23 protein-coding genes are annotated in these 21576 nt (G+C 44.9%); 5 read left to right on the forward strand and 18 right to left on the reverse strand.

Annotated features, from left to right (window positions below; all coding sequences use genetic code 11):
* Positions 1–67: 67 nt before the first annotated feature.
* On the reverse strand, positions 68–1522 hold the full coding sequence (zwf, locus tag MHB49_RS28830; RefSeq protein WP_405153896.1) for a glucose-6-phosphate dehydrogenase: 1455 nt from the start codon (positions 1520–1522) through the stop codon (positions 68–70).
* A gap of 414 nt (positions 1523–1936) precedes the next feature.
* Here zwf (MHB49_RS28830) and MHB49_RS28835 point away from each other — a divergent pair, with 414 nt between their 5' ends.
* Complete coding sequence (locus MHB49_RS28835; protein ID WP_405153897.1) at positions 1937–2257, forward strand: winged helix-turn-helix transcriptional regulator; 321 nt, start codon at positions 1937–1939, stop codon at positions 2255–2257.
* A gap of 646 nt (positions 2258–2903) precedes the next feature.
* Here the strand turns inward: MHB49_RS28835 and MHB49_RS28840 are convergent.
* Complete coding sequence (locus MHB49_RS28840) at positions 2904–4061, reverse strand: Gfo/Idh/MocA family protein (protein WP_405153898.1); 1158 nt, start codon at positions 4059–4061, stop codon at positions 2904–2906.
* Positions 4062–4173: 112 nt separating this feature from the next.
* Here MHB49_RS28840 and MHB49_RS28845 point away from each other — a divergent pair, with 112 nt between their 5' ends.
* Positions 4174–5040, forward strand: a complete 867-nt coding sequence (locus MHB49_RS28845) for an AraC family transcriptional regulator (RefSeq protein WP_405153899.1) — start codon at positions 4174–4176, stop codon at positions 5038–5040.
* 77 nt (positions 5041–5117) lie between these two features.
* On the opposite strand, the gene MHB49_RS28850 is transcribed toward MHB49_RS28845, so the two are convergent.
* The 5 genes from MHB49_RS28850 to MHB49_RS28870 form a co-directional block, all read right to left on the reverse strand.
* Positions 5118–5879: a DUF3600 domain-containing protein gene (locus MHB49_RS28850; RefSeq protein WP_405153900.1), complete on the reverse strand. Its 762-nt coding sequence runs from the start codon at positions 5877–5879 to the stop codon at positions 5118–5120.
* Positions 5866–6453 (reverse strand): sigma-70 family RNA polymerase sigma factor, encoded by a 588-nt coding sequence (locus MHB49_RS28855; RefSeq protein ID WP_405157265.1) that lies wholly within the window; start codon positions 6451–6453, stop codon positions 5866–5868. The genes MHB49_RS28850 and MHB49_RS28855 overlap by 14 nt, the downstream gene beginning before the upstream one ends.
* Positions 6454–6801: 348 nt before the next feature.
* Positions 6802–7131, reverse strand: a complete 330-nt coding sequence (locus MHB49_RS28860; protein ID WP_405153901.1) for a nuclear transport factor 2 family protein — start codon at positions 7129–7131, stop codon at positions 6802–6804.
* A gap of 185 nt (positions 7132–7316) precedes the next feature.
* On the reverse strand, positions 7317–8111 hold the full coding sequence (locus MHB49_RS28865; RefSeq protein WP_405153902.1) for an SDR family oxidoreductase: 795 nt from the start codon (positions 8109–8111) through the stop codon (positions 7317–7319).
* A gap of 71 nt (positions 8112–8182) precedes the next feature.
* Positions 8183–8482, reverse strand: a complete 300-nt coding sequence (locus tag MHB49_RS28870) for a DUF1330 domain-containing protein (RefSeq protein WP_405153903.1) — start codon at positions 8480–8482, stop codon at positions 8183–8185.
* A 200-nt stretch (positions 8483–8682) separates the two neighbouring features.
* On the opposite strand from MHB49_RS28870, the gene MHB49_RS28875 reads away from it, so the two are divergent.
* The gene (locus MHB49_RS28875) at positions 8683–9585 is read left to right on the forward strand and encodes a LysR family transcriptional regulator (protein ID WP_405153904.1); all 903 of its coding nucleotides are present in this window, start codon (positions 8683–8685) and stop codon (positions 9583–9585) included.
* Positions 9586–9804: 219 nt separating this feature from the next.
* Positions 9805–9996, forward strand: coding sequence for a hypothetical protein (locus tag MHB49_RS28880; RefSeq protein ID WP_405153905.1), 192 nt, complete (start codon positions 9805–9807; stop codon positions 9994–9996).
* Here the strand turns inward: MHB49_RS28880 and MHB49_RS28885 are convergent, their stop codons facing one another.
* Complete coding sequence (locus MHB49_RS28885) at positions 9997–10791, reverse strand: TrmH family RNA methyltransferase (protein WP_405153906.1); 795 nt, start codon at positions 10789–10791, stop codon at positions 9997–9999.
* Between the two features lie 93 nt (positions 10792–10884).
* Positions 10885–11547, reverse strand: coding sequence for a TrkA family potassium uptake protein (locus tag MHB49_RS28890; RefSeq protein WP_064635682.1), 663 nt, complete (start codon positions 11545–11547; stop codon positions 10885–10887).
* A 185-nt stretch (positions 11548–11732) separates the two neighbouring features.
* Between MHB49_RS28890 and sspI the strand changes: the two genes are divergently transcribed.
* Positions 11733–11966: a small acid-soluble spore protein SspI gene (gene sspI, locus MHB49_RS28895; RefSeq protein ID WP_062324046.1), complete on the forward strand. Its 234-nt coding sequence runs from the start codon at positions 11733–11735 to the stop codon at positions 11964–11966.
* A gap of 379 nt (positions 11967–12345) precedes the next feature.
* Here sspI and MHB49_RS28900 read toward each other — a convergent pair whose 3' ends face one another.
* From MHB49_RS28900 to MHB49_RS28940, 9 genes are all read right to left on the reverse strand, one after another.
* Positions 12346–13929, reverse strand: coding sequence for a peptide chain release factor 3 (locus MHB49_RS28900; protein WP_247903304.1), 1584 nt, complete (start codon positions 13927–13929; stop codon positions 12346–12348).
* 360 nt (positions 13930–14289) lie between these two features.
* Positions 14290–14688 carry a DoxX family protein gene (locus MHB49_RS28905; protein ID WP_405153907.1) on the reverse strand — a complete coding sequence of 133 codons (399 nt, stop codon included), beginning with the start codon at positions 14686–14688 and terminating at the stop codon, positions 14290–14292.
* A 406-nt stretch (positions 14689–15094) separates the two neighbouring features.
* The gene (gene zwf, locus MHB49_RS28910) at positions 15095–16645 is read right to left on the reverse strand and encodes a glucose-6-phosphate dehydrogenase (RefSeq protein WP_076290949.1); all 1551 of its coding nucleotides are present in this window, start codon (positions 16643–16645) and stop codon (positions 15095–15097) included.
* A 247-nt stretch (positions 16646–16892) separates the two neighbouring features.
* Entirely contained in the window at positions 16893–17633 is a 741-nt protein-coding gene (locus MHB49_RS28915; RefSeq protein ID WP_405153908.1) for a YwmB family TATA-box binding protein, read from the reverse strand.
* 157 nt (positions 17634–17790) lie between these two features.
* Positions 17791–18459, reverse strand: a complete 669-nt coding sequence (locus MHB49_RS28920; RefSeq protein ID WP_247899309.1) for a response regulator transcription factor — start codon at positions 18457–18459, stop codon at positions 17791–17793.
* Positions 18401–19516, reverse strand: a complete 1116-nt coding sequence (locus MHB49_RS28925; protein WP_247899310.1) for a sensor histidine kinase — start codon at positions 19514–19516, stop codon at positions 18401–18403. Before MHB49_RS28925 ends, MHB49_RS28920 begins: the two co-directional genes overlap by 59 nt.
* 33 nt (positions 19517–19549) lie before the next feature.
* Positions 19550–20197, reverse strand: coding sequence for a cell wall-active antibiotics response protein LiaF (gene liaF / locus MHB49_RS28930; protein WP_247899311.1), 648 nt, complete (start codon positions 20195–20197; stop codon positions 19550–19552).
* A gap of 149 nt (positions 20198–20346) precedes the next feature.
* Positions 20347–21054, reverse strand: coding sequence for a PspA/IM30 family protein (locus tag MHB49_RS28935; RefSeq protein WP_024634152.1), 708 nt, complete (start codon positions 21052–21054; stop codon positions 20347–20349).
* Position 21055: 1 nt separating this feature from the next.
* Entirely contained in the window at positions 21056–21562 is a 507-nt protein-coding gene (locus tag MHB49_RS28940) for a PspC domain-containing protein (protein ID WP_247899313.1), read from the reverse strand.
* Positions 21563–21576: the final 14 nt, after the last annotated feature.

Raw genomic sequence — 21576 nt, forward strand, 5'->3', positions numbered from 1 at the left:
ACCGGAAGGACTTACGCAAAATTGGAACGGTGTAATTCATAAAAAATTGTATATTATCGAGCAGAATTTACCACCAACGGTAGCCGTTCTCTGCAATCAGACGATCTGCCGACTCTGGTCCTTGCGAACCTGCGCTGTACGTATCGAGTGGCACGCTGCCCTCCTGGAATGCTTCCAAAATCGGCTGTACCCATTGCCAAGCCAGTTCAACTTCGTTCCAGTGAGCAAAGAATGTAGAATCTCCACGCATCGCGTCAAAGATCAGGTTTTCATAAGCTTCCGGAATGTTGCGTTCACCTGAGTTGAAATTCATATGCATTGGTTCCACTTCGCCTTGGTTGAGTGGGTTTTTTGAATTCAATTGAAGCGAAATGCTTTCTTTTGGACCAATTTCAATCGTCAGCAGGTTAGGCTCCGTTGTATTTTCGGATTCATGACCTGTTTTCAGTGGTGCCTTGAATTCAACAACAATTCTGGTTGATTTTTCAGCCAGGCGTTTGCCTGTACGAATGTAAAATGGAACCTCGCTCCAGAATGGATCATCGATCCACAGTCTCGCGGCAACATAAGTCTCATTCTGAGAACCAGCTGGAATACCAGGCTCGTCCAGATATCCAACAACAGAAGCACCTTGCAGTTCACCTGCTCCATATTGGGCACGAACAACTTCGGAAGAAATATTCTCTTTCGTCAATGGACGAAGAGCTTCAGCAATCTTCTGTTTTTTGAATTGAATTTCTTCTGGTGTGCAGCGTTTTGGCAGATGCAGTGCAATCATCATCAGCAGCTGGAGCATATGGTTTTGGAACATGTCACGAAGAGCACCGCTTTGGTCATAATACGCAGCACGCTCTTCTACACCAACTGTTTCACTTGCCGTAATCTGTACATTGGCAATGTAACGGTTGGACCACAAAGCCTGAATGACCGGGTTCGCGTAGGTCAGGGTTTCAATATTTTGAACCATCGGTTTACCAAGGAAATGGTCAATACGGTAAATTTCTTCTTCCGCAAAGGTATTGCTAAGTTTCTCATTCAGTTCACGAGCAGATTGCAGATCGTGTCCAAATGGTTTTTCGATGATAAGTTTCTTCCAGCCTTTGGTGTTACCCAAGCCGCTTTCTTGAATGTTCAGTGCGATTGGCTCAAAGAATTCCGGTGCAACCGACATGTAGAACATGCGATTTTCAGGAATATTCAGCTCTTGTTCACGTTTCTGAACCAGTTCCAGCAATTTGGTGTAATCCTCAAGCTTCGTATTGTTCAGGGAACAATAACGGAAAGCTCCAATGAAATCGCGAACCTGTGCTTCTTCTTTCGGTGTTTGACGGGAGAAGGTATGCAGTGACTTTTCAACATTCGCCTGGAAGTCAGGATCTGACAATTCACGCCGTCCAAGACCGATAACGGAGAAGGATTTCGGCATTTTTGAATCAATGTACAAATTATATAATGCAGGATAAATCTTACGTTTGGCTAAATCGCCTGTTGCCCCGAAGAGGACAAATGTCATTGCGTCCATTGGAGTGCCTCCTGTGATCTGTGCAGTATAGTATATGATGATGCAAAATGTTCAAATCCAAGCATGACAAAAGACGGAATTAGTGGGGGAGTTCCCCGCCTTACCTCCGCTTGTGTATCTGACCTGAATTAAACATGGAACATTCCTTCTCTCCACAACCTTAATTAAGGTTATAAATTGTAACCAATTGAATTGACGTTACCCATATTACACCTGTCGTCACAATTCGTCAACAATCGTGTCTAACGTGTGAACACTAGTGTTTACAGGGTTTTTATTTATTGTTAACGCTTTATGTGGTAAGATTATAAACAATTGGTATGTGATATTTTATACATAATGCTTGTAGACATCCAGGTTACAATAAGTATACTAGTGCTATAATAAGCATAACTAATTCAAAGGAGTACAATTATGAGCGAGGATGAGAATGCCAAGCAAATATGCGAAAAGGTGGAACAGTCTTATCAGATCATTGGCCGGAAATGGGTAGCCCTCATTATTCATACATTGATGGAAGAACCCAAACGATTCAGTGAAATTCACGCTTATATCCCGGACCTGAGCAAACGGGTACTTAATGAACGAATGAAGGAACTGGAGGAAGAGGGACTTGTCGTGCGTCATGTGGTTACGGAACGCCCTGTTCGGACAGAATATATGTTGTCCCGCAAAGGCACAGAGCTGGGACGCGCATTAAGCGCCGTGGAACGGTGGGCCGATAAGTGGCTGTAGCATAAAATAACACTTTAAATTTCATCACGATAATGTACTGACGCTACTTTTAATAACATCAGCAGTTACACTCATGTGATTTAATGTCTACAGCTGCGTTTAAAATGCTGCCGATACTGTAGCAGAGTAGTTCCCAGCTGATTCCCGAAATAATTGAATGAAATAAGATAAGCCTGCTTGAGTCTTCGGGCTGTGACGTAGTCCTAATACTGCTTCCTGTTTCTTTTTGAAAGATACAGGAAGCATAGGACTCGGATAAATGAATATCGTTCGACATATGCTCCAGTCTGATTTCATCCGCATGGTGCTCTTCAATCCAATGCATCATCTTCTACGCATGTCTTAATGGATGTGATTTGCCCAAGTGTGATAGCCCCGCAGGTTACCCATCCTTTGTTACTCACATCCGATTCCTTTGCATTCTTTTATCTTTTCTTCCATTAAAATGATTAAAGGCCCATTATTTATTACGTGTGATACTTACCCATATGATGGCAACAAAAGAGAAATTCTAACTGGATGTGTTATAATTATGGAATATAATTTCGAAGTATGAGTATTAATTCTTTAATCTCTGCTGCAACTAAAAAAAGATACCAACCTCACTGTAATAGAATGTGAGAATGGCATCAATATTCTATTTTCTCTAAGACTCCAAATTTCTCCCTAACGTAATATCCACATCCTCGAAATTCTCTACGGCTGTCTTTTTTTCATAAAAATGCACCGCATGCTGCATAATCCCTTCCCTTGTATAGTAAGCATCCTCTGCCTCTAGTGGAAAAGTAACCTTCTCCCCCGTACTGGCCGATTTATAGATACCTACAATGAGTTCCAGTGTATTCCGTCCACTCATTCCATCCACGAGAAGTGGTGATCCTGTCTCAATGGCGTTTAGTACATTTTCCACTTGCCCGGCATGCCCCACATGAATAACATCCGGTAATTCGTCAGCAATTTTCTGAATCTGTTGTTCCAGATCTGAATTCGGTTCTGGGAATCCATTATTTCGTGCTTTAGAAGCAACGATCTTCCAAGGCACAGATACCCTGGCCTCTTTACCCTGAAAAATCAACTGCTGCTCCTCTCCGTGATGCACTACTGAGCTGGTGATCATGCCAAGTGCTCCTTCTTGGAAACGAAGCATCGCCATGGAAATATCCTCTACCTCGGCATTATCATGCGCTGTATTCGCCATCATGGCCTGCAATTCCACTGGGGGACCCATCATCCATAACATGGCATCAATATGATGAACCGCATGATTAAGCGTACAGCCGCCACCTTCTTTTTCCCATGTGCCACGCCACCATAAATCATAATAATTATGGCCTCGCCACCAGAATGAATCGACCTGTACGTGGACAATGGGACCCACAAGTTTGCTATCCAGCACATCTTTCAGTTTCATCATCGGTGTCGTAAAACGATTCTGAGCCACAACCGACAGCAACTTCCCACTCTTTTGCGCCGCTTCGAGCATCATATCTGCCTCTTCTAAAGAAGAAGCCATTGGTTTTTCGACCAACACATGTGTACCTGCATCCAAAAAATCACATGTAATTGGTGCATGGGTATACGGAGGGGTACATACCGAAACCAAATCAATGTTTTGATCCAGCAATTCATGATAATCGGTAAAAGCTTGTGCTCCTTCCAACCCGTATTCATTAATCCGTTTCTGTGCTTTTTCCGTGAACATATCCACCACAGCTACGATCTCGCATCGTTCAGGAAATGCCAAATATGCTGTAATGTGCGCTGCACTGATCGCGCCTGCTCCAATAATGGCTACTTTCAACATGAATGCATACCTCCCTTATTCCATTCACAATACACAATAATAAAGCGCTTTTATGCGTTCATCTTGTGGTAAAATGAAACTATATTGCGCTCATGAAGGGGAGGCATTCCTAATGCCCATCATCACCAGAGACCAATTTAATCTGGCATGCCGTCGCACCTCCACCACTGCGTTCCGAGAGGTTTTTCACGCTCATTCACAGGTTGAAATCACATATATCCATGATGGATATGGACAACTCATAACAGAAGGCCAGGCATTCCCCCTTGAACCGGGTACACTGATGATATTCCGCCCTTTTCAGCTGCATCAGATCCAGATTCAAGTCACGAAAGAGCATCCCTTTATCCGCAGCGTACTGATGTATGAGCAGCATCTGCTGAACCCGCACTCTCGGCAATTTTCCGTTTCGAATCGTTTTATATTGGACCTTCTGGGGCAAGCATTTCCGCTTCAACCGATCCGTCTTTCCGCTGTGTCACCGCTGATTCAAATGATTGAGCAGTTTGCCGATATTCTGCCTATGTTGCTTCCACATGAAGCGGAAGAAGATACACGACTCTTTTTACTTGGGCTGCTCGCACAGCTTCGTTATCTTTGGAAGGACAAGCATTATTCCAGCTCTAAAACAATCCCAGCGGGTTCTCCCATTCTGCATCCTCATGCTGAGGCTGTCATGCAGTGGATTGAAGAGCACTACAATAAAGCGTTTCGTCTGGAGGATATCGCAGATACACTGCATCTCTCGCCTTATCATCTGTCCCATATATTTAAAAAAGCTACCGGCACCACCATCGTTGGTTACGCCCAAGCTACCCGTATTCGTCATGCTTGCGTGTTACTCACAAGTACCACATATACTGTTCCGGAAATAGGCCACCGTGTAGGCATGTCCAGCCCATCCTACTTTTGCAAAGTCTTCCGCAAAGCAACAGGCACTACGCCGCATCAGTATCGGCTGAATATGCAAGGCAGATAAGAAGATTATCTACGAAATGAAAAGGAGCAAAAGGAATGACATCCTTTCGCTCCTTAGCTCCTGAACACTACCTAAAGTTATTCACCCGGCTTGCGTACATCCAGTCCCAGCTTCTCCAAGAAGGGAAAAATTCGCTCGCGTGCCTGCTGCAGTTCTTCCTTTTGCTTCGCAGACAACCGTTCTTCATGGATGTTCCCATCCAGATCCATCACCATGCCCTCATACTGCTTCATCTGTTCATACAACGATTTGAACTCGGTAAACTGCTCCTTGGAAAGCTTCGTCTCTGCCATTGCCAGCTGTTCCTCCCAAAATTGCTCCTGGTCCATAGGTTCTTTTGGAGAGTCTCCACTAGCTGCTTCCAGCTTTTTGAAAAAGGGTTCCAGTTCCGCAGTAAGGCGATTAAACTCCGTCTGTTCGGTGGCACTCCAGTTCTCGGGGTGCATCTCTCCCTGTTGATCCGCATGCTTCAAAGCCATTTGTCCCATTTGCTTCATCAGACCCATAAATTGAATGAATTCCTCTTCACTTAAATGTGCTTTGGCTGTCTGGAGCTTCTCATCCAGTCTCATGTAATCCTCCGGTGTTCCACCCACCGCTGATATATTTTCCTGTGAACCATACATTTCGTTAGCCAAATAGGTATACCCTGCATAAGCTCCAGTAGGAATGATAAGCACAGCAGCCAGCAGCACAGTAACCAACCATTTTTTCCGATGTCCTTTGAGCCGTGATTCACTTCGAATAGCATTCATGATTTTATGTTTTGTTTTTTCATGAATTGTCCAGTCTTTGGTCTCTTCCTGGTAGGCTGTTCGCAGCTGTTCATCGAGATTCATGCAAATCCTCCACCTTTCCCCGAATACCCACATTTAACTTCTGATTCTGCCTCAACTTGGTTAGTGCTGCATGAATACGAGATTTCACCGTTCCTAATGGAATTTCCAATATGCATGAAATCTCTTCTTGCGTGTACTCGTTCAAATAGTGAAGAGTTACCACCTGCTGCAGCTTGTATGGCAATCGGTGCACCTGCTCAAGCAGAGGACGATTTGCCAGTTTGTTGATCAAGTCACCGGAAAAATCATACTCCAGTCCCATATCAGACTTCTCCATCTGTTTGCTAAAACGAAACTGCGTCAATCGTTTGCGCCGATAACTTCGGACCTGCCGCATTGTCACACCCATTAACCAAGGACGAAAGGCTCTTTCCGAATCATATCGCTCTAAGGACCGGTATGCCTGAATATAGATTTCCTGTACCAGATCTTCCGCGTCAGATGGGTCACGAATCAGAAAACGAACCGTGCGATACACATCCATCACCGTTAGCTCATATAACTCGCCGTATGCTTCGTAGTCGCCAGCCCGGGTTAATTCTACAAGTTTTATGTACTCTTCTGTCTCACTCATCATCCATCTCCTTTCTCCTTACACTATATATTGGCATACCAGCTCCATATCGTTCGATTTATTTTTTTCAACTTTCACCGCATGCAAAAAAGCCCATTCCTCACTCATCGTTCGAGTTGAAATAAATGGACTTCAGAGGGAGTGGAAGAACTCAAAGCACTTATATTTAACACCCTGTATATGGTGATTCAACTAAAATTTATTTGAAAGAAATAGTAATAAAACAGAAATTTAACCTGGGTTTAAACATATTTTATAACTATAAAATAAGCCGGCTCTCTACTTCCAGAAGAGAGTCAGCTTATTTTACGAGTCTTTTTTGTCGGTGAATGAAATTGCTAATTTGAATTATCCAATAATTTTTAAAGCTGCAATTACATCATTGTTTACGGAGAAGTGAAACTCAAAAGGGAATGGCCCTCCCTCAAAATCCCCCGTTACCACAGTGCTTACAAAGTAGTTATCACCAGTACCAGTAGCCTCTTTAATCTCAAGAGTAACATTCATGCCGATATGGTAGGTATCCGCCCACTCTTTAATTTCTTTTAGGCCGGAAAAATCACGGCCATGATCATTAACAACACTAGAATCATTGAAAACGGACAACAGGGCTTCCATATTGTGATCATTTGTAGCTTCAATAAATTTTTGAATCGGGTTTGCTAATGCTGTTAACATACATATCTCCCCTATCCTTTTTCAGCATGGCTTGTTAATCGTCCATGCTTTTAGTATATAAAACGAGTATTTCCGTTTTATAATTCACATTTTCGTTTAAATGATTAAAATAAATAATGAATTAAACCTAATTATCCAAATTGATCAATTGAAGCCTTAGTCATAAATAATATGTCTTCGTAAAGTTAAAGTGTAGGGACAGTTCCTCCATCGATAACATATTCGGCACCGGTAATCGATGCAGCACGATCAGAAGCAAGGAACGCCACAAGCTCACCAACTTCTTCTGGATATCCAGGACGTCCAATTGGAATACCTCCTAGGGCATCCATAACCGACTGGAGCGCACTTTCAAAGCTTCCTGTCACCTGAGCAATATTCTCCATCATAGCGTCAGCAGCTGTCGTTTGGATAAACCCTGGCGATACACGGTTAACCCGGATTCCTTTTGGAGAAAATTCTTTAGATAAGCTCTTACTGTAGTTACTCAAAGCTGCTTTTGCTGCAGCATAAGGGATCGTTGACTCGATCAAGGGTAAAACTCTTTGGATTGACGAAATGTGAATAATGACGCCCTTTCCTTGTTCAAGCATCAATGGAATCAATCCACGATCCAACCGCACGGCCGCTAGAAGGTTCCAGTTCAAAGATTCAATCCAATGTTCGTCACTTGCTGCAAGAAAACCGCCGGGAGGTGTATTATTTCCTCCAACATTGTTGACCACAATATCAATGCTACCGAAGCGATCTTTAACAGCTTGAACAACTTTCTCGACGCCTTCTTTGGTAGATAAATCTGCTTGTACAAACAAATTTGGATCGGCCAGATCAGTTGGCATCGAGCGTGCAGTCGTTAAAACTGTCGCTCCAGCTGAGGCAAATCTTTTGGCGATCGCTTCGCCCATTCCTTTTGTTCCGCCTGTCACCAGTACTTTTTTTCCTTCATATTCCGTCAATGGGTTTGCATAAGTAATTGCCATTATTTTTCCTCCTAAAATGCATTTAATTTTTATAAATCTGCTATTACTTATTTTTGTAGAACTCTTAATGATTAATTGCCACTAGATATTCCCTCGATAATGATTCCTCTATATGTCCCGCCTTTAAGGCGATGTTTTACTGCATCCTGGTAAGCTGGACTATAATACCAAGCTTTGGCTTCTTCAAAGCTTGGAAATTCCAGCAGAGCTGCACCTTCAACCTGCTGTCCTTCAATAACTTCATGAGTGCCATACATGGCGAGCGGTTTAACTGGATGACCATCAAGTACTGCGGGAGCTTTGGAAGAATAAACTTTTAATTCCTCCGGATCATTAGTTTGCTCGCGAATAAAAATAACGTATGCTGGCATTAATAAACAACTCCTTTCTGATTTTGTCCTTCATAACATTACAGCGATTCAATACAGGACACCCTGAGAGGGCAGCCGCTTTCTTACATTTAGCTAAGCGGTCTTTAAGCACAATCTTATTTTAAGCTTGATTAAGATGTGCGTCTAATTTATAGTTTTCATAAAATCAATTACTAATATTAATGTAAGAAGGTGCTTAAATGGAGCTTACACAATTAGAATATTTTCTAACCGTAGCAAGACTTCAACATATGACTATGGCTTCTAAGGCATTAAATCTTACTCAACCAGCTTTAAGTCACGCCATATCTAAACTCGAAAATGAACTCGGTGTCCCGCTTTTTGAACGTAATGGCCGGAATGTTCAGTTAAATCGGTACGGGCATATGTTTAGCAAGTGGGTGGAAGAAGCATTAAAAAACATTCAAAATGGCATTCAGGAAATTGAAGAGTGGTCTAATCCCGAAACCGGCGTTGTTCACATATCTTATCTTAATATTTTGGGAGTGGATCTGGTTCCTTCCATTATTAGAGACTATCAAACACACCATCCTAAGGTGCGGTTTGATTTGTATCAGGGTAACCACGGAGATATCAATGAATACTTGGATAAAGGGACATCTGACATGCTAATTACTTCTAAAGAAACAACATTGGATAATCATGAGTGGATTGCCATTCGTAAATTACCTTTGTTTATCGTGGTTTCAGCTAAACATCACTTGGCTGATCGATCGAGTCTAAGCTTATTTGAATTATCTGGAGAACCCTTCGTAGGGTTGAAAAAAAACTGTGGATTAAAGGCCACTATAACCTCACGGTTCAAAGATACCAATTTCAAACTCACTTCCACCTATGACGCCGAGGATTTGATAACAGTCGCGGGTTTTATTAAAGCCGGTCTTGGAGTGTCTGTACTCCCTCAAACAATGGGACTTATGTTAGACGGCTTAGTATGGATTCCCATTCAGGAAAGCGGATGGGAATGGGAAGTCATATTAAAATGGAGAAAAGATCGTTACTTGTCTCCCGCTGCCAAAAGGTTAATTGACTTTATCTCGAAGGATTCAAATATGTCCTTTGTTGATCAATCCCTGAGATAGTTACAGTCCTACAAAAATCGACTATACTATTCATCGGCCAAGCCATCTGAAAATAAATTAATGTCCCAAAACTTGCGCTCACTCTACATCCCCTAATCCCTTACCCCACAAGGTTTCTCCCCTACTTTCGAGATAATAATTACTGTCCAAAAAGGCTGAGAAATCGATGGGCAAAAGCTGAAGATCAGGGAAAAGAATGAGGAAACGTTTGAGGAGTACATGGATGAAAGCCTTACTGCGCTTGTATTTTGCTTGAGGAAAGAGCTTGAGGAGAAGAAAAGAGAGAGAAAAAGACTGGGAAATGTACGCTTGAATACGCTGCATTTCTACCAGTCTTTGAGTGTTCTGGACAGTTATTTTATTCAGGGAAAGGGACAGTTCATTGGGAAATGGACAGGAATTATTTATTGATTAAGCCATAGCCATCCGCTGTCTCATCGCTTCAAACAACAAAATCGTCGCTGCCATCGCGGCATTAAGTGACTCTGCCTGTCCCTGCATGGGAATCGTAATCGCATCGTCCACCAGTCGTGCAGTAGACTCCGATATGCCCTTGCCCTCATTACCAATGACAAGCCACACCGACTGTGTAAAATCATAGCTGTAGCACGAATAATCTGCCTGCAAAGACGTACTAACCAACTTTATGCCCGCAGCCTTTGCTTCAGGCAGCAACGATTCCAGCTGCCCTTCTACAATCGGCAAATGAAACAATGACCCCATCGTCGAACGGATCGTTTTCGGATTATAGACATCCGCACAACCAGCACCTAGCACCACACCTGCCGCTCCCGCCGCATCCGCACTGCGAATAATCGTGCCCACATTACCGGGGTCCTGAACATTGTCCAGCACTACAACCAGCCCCCTGGAAGAAGACAACAAGCTTTGCAGCGGTTCACGACCTTTATGTACAACGGCAAAAACAGGTTGGGGTGTCATCGTATCCGTACACTTGGCGATAACCGCAGGAGATACACTGATCCATTCCACACGCTGAAGTGGAGCCTCCAGTCCAGCCAGTTCCTTGGGTACACCCTGCTCCCCATCGTAAACGATACATTCCAGGTCTGCCCCGGCACGCAGCGCTTCCTGTACGAGATGAATGCCTTCAATAATATATTTATGTTGACGGGTACGGTGCTTTTTCTCCAGCAGCTGTGCCCATTCCTTCACACGTGTATTTTGCGGTGATACAATATCCATCTTTCCATCCTTCCCGTCTGCGGGATTTTTTATCAATATGGTAAAAGACACATTGAAAATCTTCGACAAAGGTCCCCTTCATCATCGTACCAATCACTTTGGATACGCAAGCTCCATTTTCGTCAAATGGTCCTTGTGACCAACGATGATCAGCACATCCCCGTCCGCAATCCGATCCTCTGCATACGGAGAGATATTCATCGAATTCCCGCTGCGAATTGCCATTACGTTACATCCAAAGCGTGCACGAATATTTAACTCCAGCAGATTTTTACCGATCATTTGCTCGGAAGCTCTCATCTCCAGAATACTGTAATCCTCAGACAACTCAATGTAATCAAGAATGTTTGGAGAGGTCAGATGATGGGCTACACGCAGTCCCATATCCCGCTCAGGATAAATGACCTTGTCCGCTCCGATCTTCTGCAATACTTTACCATGAAGCTCATTTTGTGCTTTCACAATCAGAACAGGCACACCCATATCCTTCAGAATAAGGGTCGTGAGAATACTCGACTGAATATCTTCACCGATCGCCACAACGACGACATCAAAATTCCGTATGCCCAGCGCTCGCAGCGCTTCTTCATCCGTTGAATCTGCCGATACGGCATGTGTCACCACATTGGACATCTCCTGGGTCCGCTGTTCGTCCGCATCAATGGCCAGTACGTCGAATCCCATGCCACTCAGCGCATTCGCTACACTTGATCCGAACCGTCCCATACCGATCACCGCATATTGTTTTTTTGCCATTAGGGTCTAACCTCCCGCTGCACTTCAGCATTACGCATCTATTGGTAGTCCATTTTTCAATTAAAGGGTGAACTGCTTACTTAAATATCCTTCGTAGTATACCACAAAGCCCAATAAACTTGAATGCGCTCACGCTTCCCAGGGAACAGTATTAGAGCAGCCGAATATACGAGGAGGGACTTGCGATGCCAATTACATTAAGCCTGCGTGAAGCGATTGTTCATAAAGTTCATGATAAAAGTGATGATCAGCTCCGGGAGATGATCGAAGGTTCTGTAGATGGACCGGAAGCAGCATTACCCGGACTCGGCGCCATTTTCGAAATGATCTGGAAGAACACGGAACCTGCCAAGCAGGAAGAATTAATTCAAATCGCGCAGGAGCATCTGCACACCATTCCCGTTCAACCCATCAGATAACTGAAGCCTTGGAGGGAAAGGTACCATCATCACGTTGTTCTGTCTGCAAAGAGGGATTTTGGCTCATTGGTCTGGATGGTGCCCTGCTCCAAAGAGCAAGGCAGTTACATCCCCCGCAGACTAATTAGGTCCCCCAACCAAACAAGGTACAGCCACTGAGCATCACTCAGGAGGCTGTACCTTGTTTGTGTATACTTGGTTTAGAAAAGAAAAAAGCCTTCTGCCTCTAATCCCGAGCTGGAAATAAGACTTTGCAACTCAATCAGCAAGGATTTCAATGAGATATAAACGATGGGAACGACAAAAATGACCTAAACCCCTCTGATTAGGGATTTAGGTCATTTGTTTCTGCTGTATTTACTATTTTAGGAAAAACAGCTTATGGAGCTGTCTCCAGGAATTTGGCCGTCGGGTTTTTGTCCATTGCGGTTCTCATCGCGTATTCATTTTCAAACAGAACCACATAATTCCCTTTTTTATCTTTTACCAGAGCGGAGTTGATCCGGAATTTGCTTGGGTCCAGATTCTCATCCACGATCCAGCGAGCGAATTGATAAGGCATGCGTTGTAGCTGCACATCTACCCCATACTCGCCTTTCATCCGGTATTCAAATACCTCGAATTGGAGCTGACCCACTACGCCGAGCAATGTCTCGTCGAAGCTAACGGTGTTGAACACCTGAATCGTACCTTCCTCGGTCAACTGGTCAATCCCTTTTTGGTATTGTTTATGTTTCAATGCATTTTTAACTGTAACTTTGGCAAAAATCTCTGGTGAGAACGTTGGCAGTTCGTCAAAAATAACCTCGCTGCCTTGGCTCAATGAATCGCCAATCCGGAAGATACCCGGATCGAACAGACCAATAATATCGCCTGCATAAGCCTCTTCCACAATATCCCGATCCTGTGCCAAGAATTGCTGTGGCTGTGATAGTTTGATCTCTTTGCCCACACGATTATGTTTCACGCTCATACCACGTTGGAACTTACCGGATACAATCCGCAGGAATGCGATACGATCCCGGTGTGCCGGGTTCATATTTGCCTGAATTTTGAAGACATAACCGCTGAATTTCTCATTCGTTGGCTCAATCTCACCCGCTGTACTGCGACGTGGTTCCGGCTTCGGTGCGAGCTGCAGGAAGTTCTCAAGGAACGTCTGCACGCCGAAGTTATTGATGGCACTACCGAAGAATACAGGTGTCAGTTCGCCGCGCTGTACCTTCTCCATATCGAACGGATCTCCTGCAACATCCAGAAGCTCCAGGTCCTGACACAGCTGATCATGCAGATAATCGCCTGCCATCTCACGAATGATCGGATCCTCGTATCCTTCCACTTTTTGCACTTTAATCGTCGAGTGATCGTCCCCTTGGAACAATTCCACCTGATTTTTCATCCGATCGTACACACCACAAAGTTCACGACCTGTACCAATCGGCCAGTTCATCGGTACGGAGCGAATGCCCAGTACGTTTTCGAGTTCTTCCATCAGATCAAATGGACTTTGTCCTTCACGGTCCAGCTTGTTGATGAATGTAAAGATCGGAATACCACGCTTCGCACAAACCTGGAACAATTTAATGGTCTGTGCCTCGACACCTTTGGCCACGTCAATCAACATTACTGCACTATCGGCAGCTGTCAGTGTACGATACGTATCTTCACTGAAGTCCTGGTGACCCGGTGTATCCAGGATGTTGATGCGATGACCCAGGTAATCAAACTGCATGACGGAAGACGTTACCGAGATCCCCCGTTGTTTCTCAATTTCCATCCAGTCACTTGTTGCATGTTTGCTAGCTTTCCGAGCTTTGACTGTACCGGCGAGACGAATTGCGCCCCCGAACAGCAGCAGTTTCTCGGTCAATGTCGTTTTACCCGCATCCGGGTGAGAGATAATGGCAAACGTCCGGCGTTTGTCCACTTCCTGTTGAAGAATGTTATCTGCAGCTTTGCTCATAGCTTCTATCCCTTTCGTCCGTTCATTCACGTTAATCCGGCGAGGCCGGTCGACCATTCAATCTGTATAAAGTCCGGCTATGCCGGTTGATTGTACATTCACAATTTCGCATATTAGGCAATTAAGCATCCTATGTTAATTTTACACATTTACAACGGAGTTCATCCTCCCTAAGCATTGTGCTTCCATTCATGCCGTAGATCTGATTTAGTATCCAACTTTCCTATTGTACCATAATCTTTACCGAAAATAACCGGTTACGTACAGCAGATTGCTCACTTTTCCGATTGCAAAAAAAAGAGCACCCTTCCGCCATCATGATGGCATCCAGGTACTCATTATTCATTTCGCTTGCCGCCCTTAGAAAATGAATGCGTCCAGAGCGTATTGTCCTCCACCTGTCAAAGCTAGTGCTACACTAACCACCAGGATTGCAAGGTTATATTCAAATCCGTTTTGCGTGGACCAGTATCCGTTCGCACCATGAACCTTCACAATGGCAATAACCATAGTCAGTGCAATCAGAATGCCGCCTACCGGTGTGAGCAGACCCAGAGCCAGCAGCAATCCGCCGCCGAATTCAGCGAGCCCTGCCAGCAGCGCTACCAATGCGCCAGGTTTCATCCCCATCGATTCAAACCAGCCGCCGGTTCCCTTGATTCCATATCCCCCGAACCATCCAAACAATTTCTGAGCCCCGTGCGCCATGAACGACAATCCAATCACCAAACGAATTAACAACAATCCTACATCCAACATTTTCTTTTCCTCCATTCAATATATACAAAATAGTATTCTTAGATTAAAGATATTATGCTAAAATTTTTTCTTCATGAATGTATGTCGTAACCCCTTCACCTGGTTCACATTTTATCTCATGAATGATGTACGTATCCGATTCACCATCGGGTTTCGTATGTCTTTGCTTAATCTCTTTATCTCATGAATTGAGTATAAGTTACATACTTACTTTTTGTCAATAACTTATTTTATTATATGAAACTTTTTACATTCCCCACTTCTCCAACGCAAAAAAAGACCTGGAAAGATCACATCTCTGCGTTCTTCCCAAGTCTTATTTTTAACAGTGTTAATCTTGTCACTAATAAAATGACTTATGCTCTATTCAAAAATTGCTGCCACTCAATGAGTGATACTCCCGCGATTAATTGTTCACTTGCCAGATGACACTGTCTTCGTCCTGACCATTAACCGGCCACCAGTGGAACCCATCCTGCTCCAGCAGTTTGCCTGTTGCTTCCGGCCCCCACGTACCTGCTGGATACGTGTGCAGCTCTCCGTGATTTTCCGCCCAAGCCGCCGCAATCCGGTCAACGAAGGACCATGCTGTAGCCACTTCGTCCCAACGGGTAAAGTAGGTGGAGTCTCCTTCTGCTGCATCATGCAGCAATCGTTCATACGCCTCCGGCGAGTTGATTCCAATCATGCAGCTCTGACAGAAGTCCATCGCCAGCGGCTGAATTTCGGAGTCTGAACCCGGCTTTTTGGCATTGATTTTAATATAAATGCCTTCCATCGGATTCACCCGAATGACGAGCAAATTCGGCTCCAGCTTGTACTTTTTCCCCAGATAAACGTTACTCGGCATGGATTTGAATTCAACCACAATCTCGGTCGTTTTCACCGGAAGGCGCTTGCCTGTCCGAATATAGAACGGCACACCTGCCCAGCGGAAATTATCTACAAATACACGTGCGGCAAAGTATGTCTCCGTATTGGATTCCGGATCAACCTTGTCCTCCTGACGGTAACCGGGAAGCTGCTTCCCACGATACTCGCCTTCCGTATACTGGCCGCGCACAACGTTAGTGCTCACTTCTTCATTAGAGGTGAACGCACGCAGCGAACGCAGTACCTTAACCTTCTCATCGCGGATGTCCTCCGGGAACAAACGGCTTGGCGGCTCCATGGCAATCATCGTCAGCATCTGCAGCATATGGTTCTGTCCCATATCGCGCAATGCTCCCGAGTGATCGTAGTATCCACCACGTTCTTCCACACCAACCGTCTCTCCCAGGGTAATCTGAACGTTGGCAATATGTTTATTGTTCCAAAGCGGCTCGAAAAAGGCATTACCAAAGCGAATGACTTCGATATTCTGCACCATTTCCTTGCCCAAATAGTGGTCAATCCGATAAATCTCTTCTTCACGGAACACTTCACGGATCTGCTCATTCAGATGCTCCGCAGATTGTAGATCATATCCAAATGGTTTCTCAATCACAAGTCGATTCCACCCGCGACTCTCCAGCATCCCGCCATCCCGCAGACTATAGGAGACGCTGCCAAAGAGCTCAGGTGCCAGCGCCAGATAGAACAGGCGGTTACCTGGTGTATTAAACTTCGCTTCCAGACTCTCTGTCTGCTCACGCAATTCTTTGAAACCGTCCACGTTATTGATATCTAGTGATTTATACTCAAAATGTTCAACAAAAGCATTCCATTCATCAGGTTCCCCCGCTGGATAGCGGCAGAACTCTTTAATGGATTCATAGATGTCTTCCCGGAATTCTTCTGGTGACCTCGGACGACGCGCTACACCAATAACCGCAAAATCTTCGGCTAACTTGCCTTCGCGGTAGAGACTGTAGATCGCCGGAAACAGCTTCCGGCGGGCCAAATCACCCGTTGCTCCAAAAATGAAAAATACTGCACCTGGTGTCTGCACTTCATCTTGCATTTGTTTTTCGACCATGGGCTCCTCTTTCTTTCCGGGAAGACATCTCCACACTCTCCCCGAGCTATGTAATGGTGTTATATACGCAACATACAACCGTCAATTACCAGCAAATTTCCCTCTTGGATGTGATGCCATTTTAGCATAAAGCCCCATGGGTTGCACTAATTTTCCAAAGAAATGTTATCCCTATTTTTCAACAATTCATGGAAATTTCATCTATACAAATTCACGATCAGACTTATAAATTTGCATGAATAATGCATTAATATTCGATCGTGATCACCGGGAAACCTACTGTAACCCGATTGGTCCCCTTTTCATCGTCCTGATGGACCGCAAGCTGCATATTCAAGTGATGTTTACCGCTCTTAATGGCTAAGGGCAGAGCCGAAGCCCCATAGGATACGCTTGCAGTGCTTTTGTCCGTATAACGTTCTATCGCTTGCATGTTCATATCTCCAGACAGCTGTTCCTCGATTTGCTGCAATTGACTGCTGGCGCCACTTTCTTCAGTTGCGCCTGTGCCCTGCACTGCGAAATTCCATGCAGCCTTCATTCCCGAATCGATGAGCAACTGGGAAACTTGTTCATGTAATGTGATAAGTAAACGTTGGTCTGTATCTTCATTGCCTGATAATTGGACGATCGCGTAGTATTCCTTATTCCCCGTAACGACAACATTGACCAGAATGCCAGCGTGCTTAGCGTCAACAGCAATCTCACTGCGATACACCTCATGCCCCGTCTGAACACCGCGTTCTGGCTGTTGCAATCCCAGCCGATGAGCGAGCAGCTCTGCCTGCTCTTTTGCATCTCCACGGCCTTCCCCTTGCCATTTAATGACTAGACGCTCCACATGATCGATTGCTGTATCTGCAGTCTTCATCAATTGTTCCAACTTGCCTGCTTCGGATTCCGCCTTCTCAGCATACACATGAGTCATGCCTACAAGTATAATGATTGCCAATGCCAGTATGCCAGCTGTCATCCATCGATTTAACATTCGAACCCTCCACTCTTTCCTGCATTCTATGAATCTATCAACAGCATGCCCCCATTGCTCATTTGCTAAACTTCTTTTTGGCAAACAAAAAAAGCCCCATCCACCATCTTCATGGCTGATTGGACCTTATCGCCTCAACGTTCACACGCTTCATTTTCTATTCCGCAAGTCCATTCTTATATGCATAAATGGCTGCCTGTGTACGGTCGTCTACGCCAAGTTTTGCAAGAATGTTCGTCACGTGGAATTTGACCGTTTTGATCCCGATAATCAGATCATCTGCGATGTCCTGATTCGATTTTCCTTTGGCCAGCAAACGCAGAACATCCATTTCCCGATCGGTCAATTCCTCATGCGCAGGTGCGGCTGCCTGCGGCTGTCGGAAACGATTCATCATTTTGGACGCCACTTGAGACTCCAGAACCGATTGCCCACGAGCTGCAGCGCGGATTGCATCCGCCACCTCATTAGCTCTGGATGTTTTCAGCAGATAACTGAAGGCTCCTGCCTCAATAACCGGATACATCTTTTCATCATCCAGATAACTAGTCAGCACAATGACCTTGCATTCCGGATACATTTTGAGCAGCTGCCGGGTGGCTTCAATGCCGTCCATCCCTTCCATGACCAGGTCCATCAGAACCACATCAGGCTTATATTCCTGTGCCAACCGAATGCCTTCCTCGCCGCTGCCCGCTTCCCCGACCACTTCAATACCATCTTCCGTATCCAGCACCGCAGCGAGGCCAATGCGTACCATCTCATGATCATCCACGAGCAACACTTTGATCGACACTTCCGTCTCCGTTTCTATTCCCGTCTCCATTGACATGTTCTTCCTCGCTTTCATCGTTCATCAAAGGTATTGTAATTTCAATTCTTGTTCCTTTGCCCGGCGCCGTTACAAATTGAATGGCTCCCCCAATCTCAGTCACACGTTCACGCATATTGGCCAGACCATAGGAGGCCTGTTTCTGATCGTCAAGATCAAATCCCTGACCATCATCGCGAATTAATACCCGAATGGCATCCATTCGGCGCTGAAGCCGAATTTCCATCTTTTCTGCCTTCGCATGACGTAATGTATTGGACATCGCTTCCTGAATGATACGGAACAGATGATTCTCAATGCCTTTGATCAAATGAATGTCTTCATCCATTTCAAGCACGATATCCATAGGTACTTTTGTTTTTAACTCCATCACCAGATCACGCAGACCTTGTTCGAGATGTTTACCTTCCAGATAGACAGGTCGCAGATGCAAAAGCAGCGCGCGCATCTCGGACTGAGCTACCGACGCCATCTCTTCAATCAGGGCCACCTGCCGCTGGGCACGTGCAAAATCCTTTTCCATTCTTCGTCCAACCGCTGTTGCGGTCATAGAAATGGCGAACAGCTGCTGCGATACCGCGTCATGCAATTCCCGTGCCAGCCGCTGCCGTTCCTCCACAATGGCCGTTATTCTGGCCTGTTCAGCCAACTGCGCGTTATTCGTAGACAGTCGTTGCAGTGAGGAGACCTGATCTTCCCACTTTTTGCCGATGCGTCCAAGCTGCTCACTTAATCGGCCGACATCATCAATGCCGAGATCCGGCACAGTGCGTGAGAGTGAACCCTTTTCCCATTGCAGTAGTGTCTCTCGCAACAGTTCAAGCCTGCGTTTGACCCGATAACTCTGATAAAATCCAAAGGCCGCACCCAAACCGACCAAGAGCAATAGTAATGCAGACCCTGATTGAATCAGGTGCCTCCATCCTGTAAACGGAGCAAGATAACCATATGTATACAATACATACAAGATCACGGCGAGTACAATGAAAACAAGGAGGATCCCTTCACCCATACTTCGGGTTACCATGTCGGTATGTCGTTTTGTCTTCATCCGGGTCTCCTCCTTTTTCACCTATTTAACTTATTACGGATTACTGATGTTTAGGTCGCCAACAATATAAGAAATGACAAATTTTGCTTTATGTTCACTGGACTCATATCCAGGGGTTCTCCATACCAATTTGTTCATCATGCCACTATCCTGTTCTCCATTAACACTTATCCGTCCAAAAAGTACAGATGCCTCAATTTCGACACCATAATCCTCAGGCATCGTCAGACGAACATTTCCCATAACCCCTTGCAGAAGCACAATTGTTTGTTTATCCTCCGGAATAGAGAGTGACAGATCTGCGTTAACCTCACCCAATGCATGCCACAGGCTCATGCTGCGCAATGTCCAAGGAGCCTGATCCCAATAGTAGCGAGCCATGAAATTTTGTTTGCGCATGACATTCCTGTCTAGATGAATCTTTTTGTTTTTGGAATAAAAATAGGCCAGCGATGCCAACACAATCAGAAATACAATCATTAAATTATCAAGCAATAACAGAGCGGCACCGATGCCTAGATATCGATAACCTTTGTGTGTGTCACCTTTACGAACTTGTACCATACCTATCGTTAACAGAATCAGTGCGGCGACGGTTAGCAGGTTAATACTTCGGTTCAGTAACATCAGCATGCCGATGACAATGATGACAACAGCAAGCCATTGACCCTTCTTATTCATCTCTGCCGCACCTCCTCTGTAAGTTGATCTTCCCAATTCGTCGGAAAAGCCATATCAGGCATTGAACACCTGTATGGCTTAACCTTTGTTCTAGAAACCGTTCTTTATTCACGATTTATAGAATATCATATTGTTTGCTGAGGGAACAGTTATTCTTTTGAAGTACCGCCCGTTTCATTTTTGGCACCATTGCCGATTTTATTTTTGAGAGCTTGCAGTTGTTGATCCACTTTGAATTGCTTCTCAGTATCTACAGGATTAGTGTACGTGGATTGTGTATTACGATAAGGTGCGCGGATCACATCAGCTTCCGCTTCCATTTGCATGATTTTCTCTTCCATGCGGTGGAATCCAAGCGATGCGCCACCACTCTCGATCGAGTGCAAGCTGTTGATTTGGGACATTTGTTTTTTGGCTTTCGCCATTTGTGCACGGGATACGAGTTCATTACGTTTGTTACGCATTTTGTAGAACTCATCTTTCATGTCATGCAGCTGTTGCAGCAAATCTTTGGCTTGAGCTTCGGACTGAGCATGAAGTTCTCTGTATTCCGTAATTTTTTGATCGAAGTAGATCTTCTCTTCCAGCAATTTGCGTGCAACTTCTTCCTGTCCATTAGCCAGTGCAGCTTCTGCTTGGGATTCACGTTGTACCGATGTGCGTTCTGCCTCGTCCAGACGCTGTTTCATGCGACGCTCGTTCGCCATTTGTTTGGCGACTGTTACCTCTGCCTCATGAATTTCAGCCTCCATATCACGCAAGTACTGGTTCAACATTACAATCGGGTCTTCCACTTTATCCAACATATCATTTACCGACGCTTTCGTCATATCCTTAATCCGTTTAAATACTCCCATTTTACTTTTCTCCCTTCTCGTAACGAGATAATTTTTGGCGAAGCTCTTCAACTTCTTTTTTCAATGCTTTTTTCTCAATATCTTTCATCATGGAATCAAGTTCACTTTCTTGCTGTGACCCTGCTCCGTAAGTGTTGTTATCGTAAGAACGTGGACCAGACTGAGGTCTGCTGTTGTATCCCGGACCGGGACCGAAGTTTCCTGGGCCTTGATGATGGTTGTTCTGAAAAGGACCTCTTGGCGGCTCGTGATCAAAGTTATTGTATCCTCTACCAGCCCCAGGACCGGGTCCCGGACCATAGCCGTATGGATCATATGGTGGATATGGCTCTTTGGGTACCACCAGTGCTGCGATAAAGTAGATCAACAACGACGTGCCGCCAGTTACGAAGATACTGATGACGAAGATGATACGCAGCAAGGTTGAATCCATGCCGATCGACTCGGCTATCCCACCACATAATCCTGTCAGCATCCGGTCACGCGTTGAGCGGTATAATTTGCTCATGTGCTTACTCCTTT

The sequence above is a fragment of the Paenibacillus sp. FSL K6-0108 genome, from assembly GCF_045040695.1.
Lineage (GTDB): Bacteria > Bacillota > Bacilli > Paenibacillales > Paenibacillaceae > Paenibacillus > Paenibacillus pabuli_B.

Excerpts from the sequence above, each read along its gene's own strand:
- zwf (WP_405153896.1), bottom strand. The coding sequence starts at position 1,522 with ATGGACGCAATGACATTTGTCCTCTTCGGGGCAACAGGCGATTTAGCC.
- MHB49_RS28835 (WP_405153897.1), top strand. The coding sequence starts at position 1,937 with ATGAGCGAGGATGAGAATGCCAAGCAAATATGCGAAAAGGTGGAACAG.
- MHB49_RS28840 (WP_405153898.1), bottom strand. The coding sequence starts at position 4,061 with ATGTTGAAAGTAGCCATTATTGGAGCAGGCGCGATCAGTGCAGCGCAC.
- MHB49_RS28845 (WP_405153899.1), top strand. The coding sequence starts at position 4,174 with ATGCCCATCATCACCAGAGACCAATTTAATCTGGCATGCCGTCGCACC.
- MHB49_RS28850 (WP_405153900.1), bottom strand. The coding sequence starts at position 5,879 with ATGAATCTCGATGAACAGCTGCGAACAGCCTACCAGGAAGAGACCAAA.
- MHB49_RS28855 (WP_405157265.1), bottom strand. The coding sequence starts at position 6,453 with ATGAGTGAGACAGAAGAGTACATAAAACTTGTAGAATTAACCCGGGCT.
- MHB49_RS28860 (WP_405153901.1), bottom strand. The coding sequence starts at position 7,131 with ATGTTAACAGCATTAGCAAACCCGATTCAAAAATTTATTGAAGCTACA.
- MHB49_RS28865 (WP_405153902.1), bottom strand. The coding sequence starts at position 8,111 with ATGGCAATTACTTATGCAAACCCATTGACGGAATATGAAGGAAAAAAA.
- MHB49_RS28870 (WP_405153903.1), bottom strand. The coding sequence starts at position 8,482 with ATGCCAGCATACGTTATTTTTATTCGCGAGCAAACTAATGATCCGGAG.
- MHB49_RS28875 (WP_405153904.1), top strand. The coding sequence starts at position 8,683 with ATGGAGCTTACACAATTAGAATATTTTCTAACCGTAGCAAGACTTCAA.
- MHB49_RS28880 (WP_405153905.1), top strand. The coding sequence starts at position 9,805 with ATGGATGAAAGCCTTACTGCGCTTGTATTTTGCTTGAGGAAAGAGCTT.
- MHB49_RS28885 (WP_405153906.1), bottom strand. The coding sequence starts at position 10,791 with ATGGATATTGTATCACCGCAAAATACACGTGTGAAGGAATGGGCACAG.
- MHB49_RS28890 (WP_064635682.1), bottom strand. The coding sequence starts at position 11,547 with ATGGCAAAAAAACAATATGCGGTGATCGGTATGGGACGGTTCGGATCA.
- sspI (WP_062324046.1), top strand. The coding sequence starts at position 11,733 with ATGCCAATTACATTAAGCCTGCGTGAAGCGATTGTTCATAAAGTTCAT.
- MHB49_RS28900 (WP_247903304.1), bottom strand. The coding sequence starts at position 13,929 with ATGAGCAAAGCTGCAGATAACATTCTTCAACAGGAAGTGGACAAACGC.
- MHB49_RS28905 (WP_405153907.1), bottom strand. The coding sequence starts at position 14,688 with ATGTTGGATGTAGGATTGTTGTTAATTCGTTTGGTGATTGGATTGTCG.
- zwf (WP_076290949.1), bottom strand. The coding sequence starts at position 16,645 with ATGGTCGAAAAACAAATGCAAGATGAAGTGCAGACACCAGGTGCAGTA.
- MHB49_RS28915 (WP_405153908.1), bottom strand. The coding sequence starts at position 17,633 with ATGTTAAATCGATGGATGACAGCTGGCATACTGGCATTGGCAATCATT.
- MHB49_RS28920 (WP_247899309.1), bottom strand. The coding sequence starts at position 18,459 with ATGGAGACGGGAATAGAAACGGAGACGGAAGTGTCGATCAAAGTGTTG.
- MHB49_RS28925 (WP_247899310.1), bottom strand. The coding sequence starts at position 19,516 with ATGAAGACAAAACGACATACCGACATGGTAACCCGAAGTATGGGTGAA.
- liaF (WP_247899311.1), bottom strand. The coding sequence starts at position 20,197 with ATGAATAAGAAGGGTCAATGGCTTGCTGTTGTCATCATTGTCATCGGC.
- MHB49_RS28935 (WP_024634152.1), bottom strand. The coding sequence starts at position 21,054 with ATGGGAGTATTTAAACGGATTAAGGATATGACGAAAGCGTCGGTAAAT.
- MHB49_RS28940 (WP_247899313.1), bottom strand. The coding sequence starts at position 21,562 with ATGAGCAAATTATACCGCTCAACGCGTGACCGGATGCTGACAGGATTA.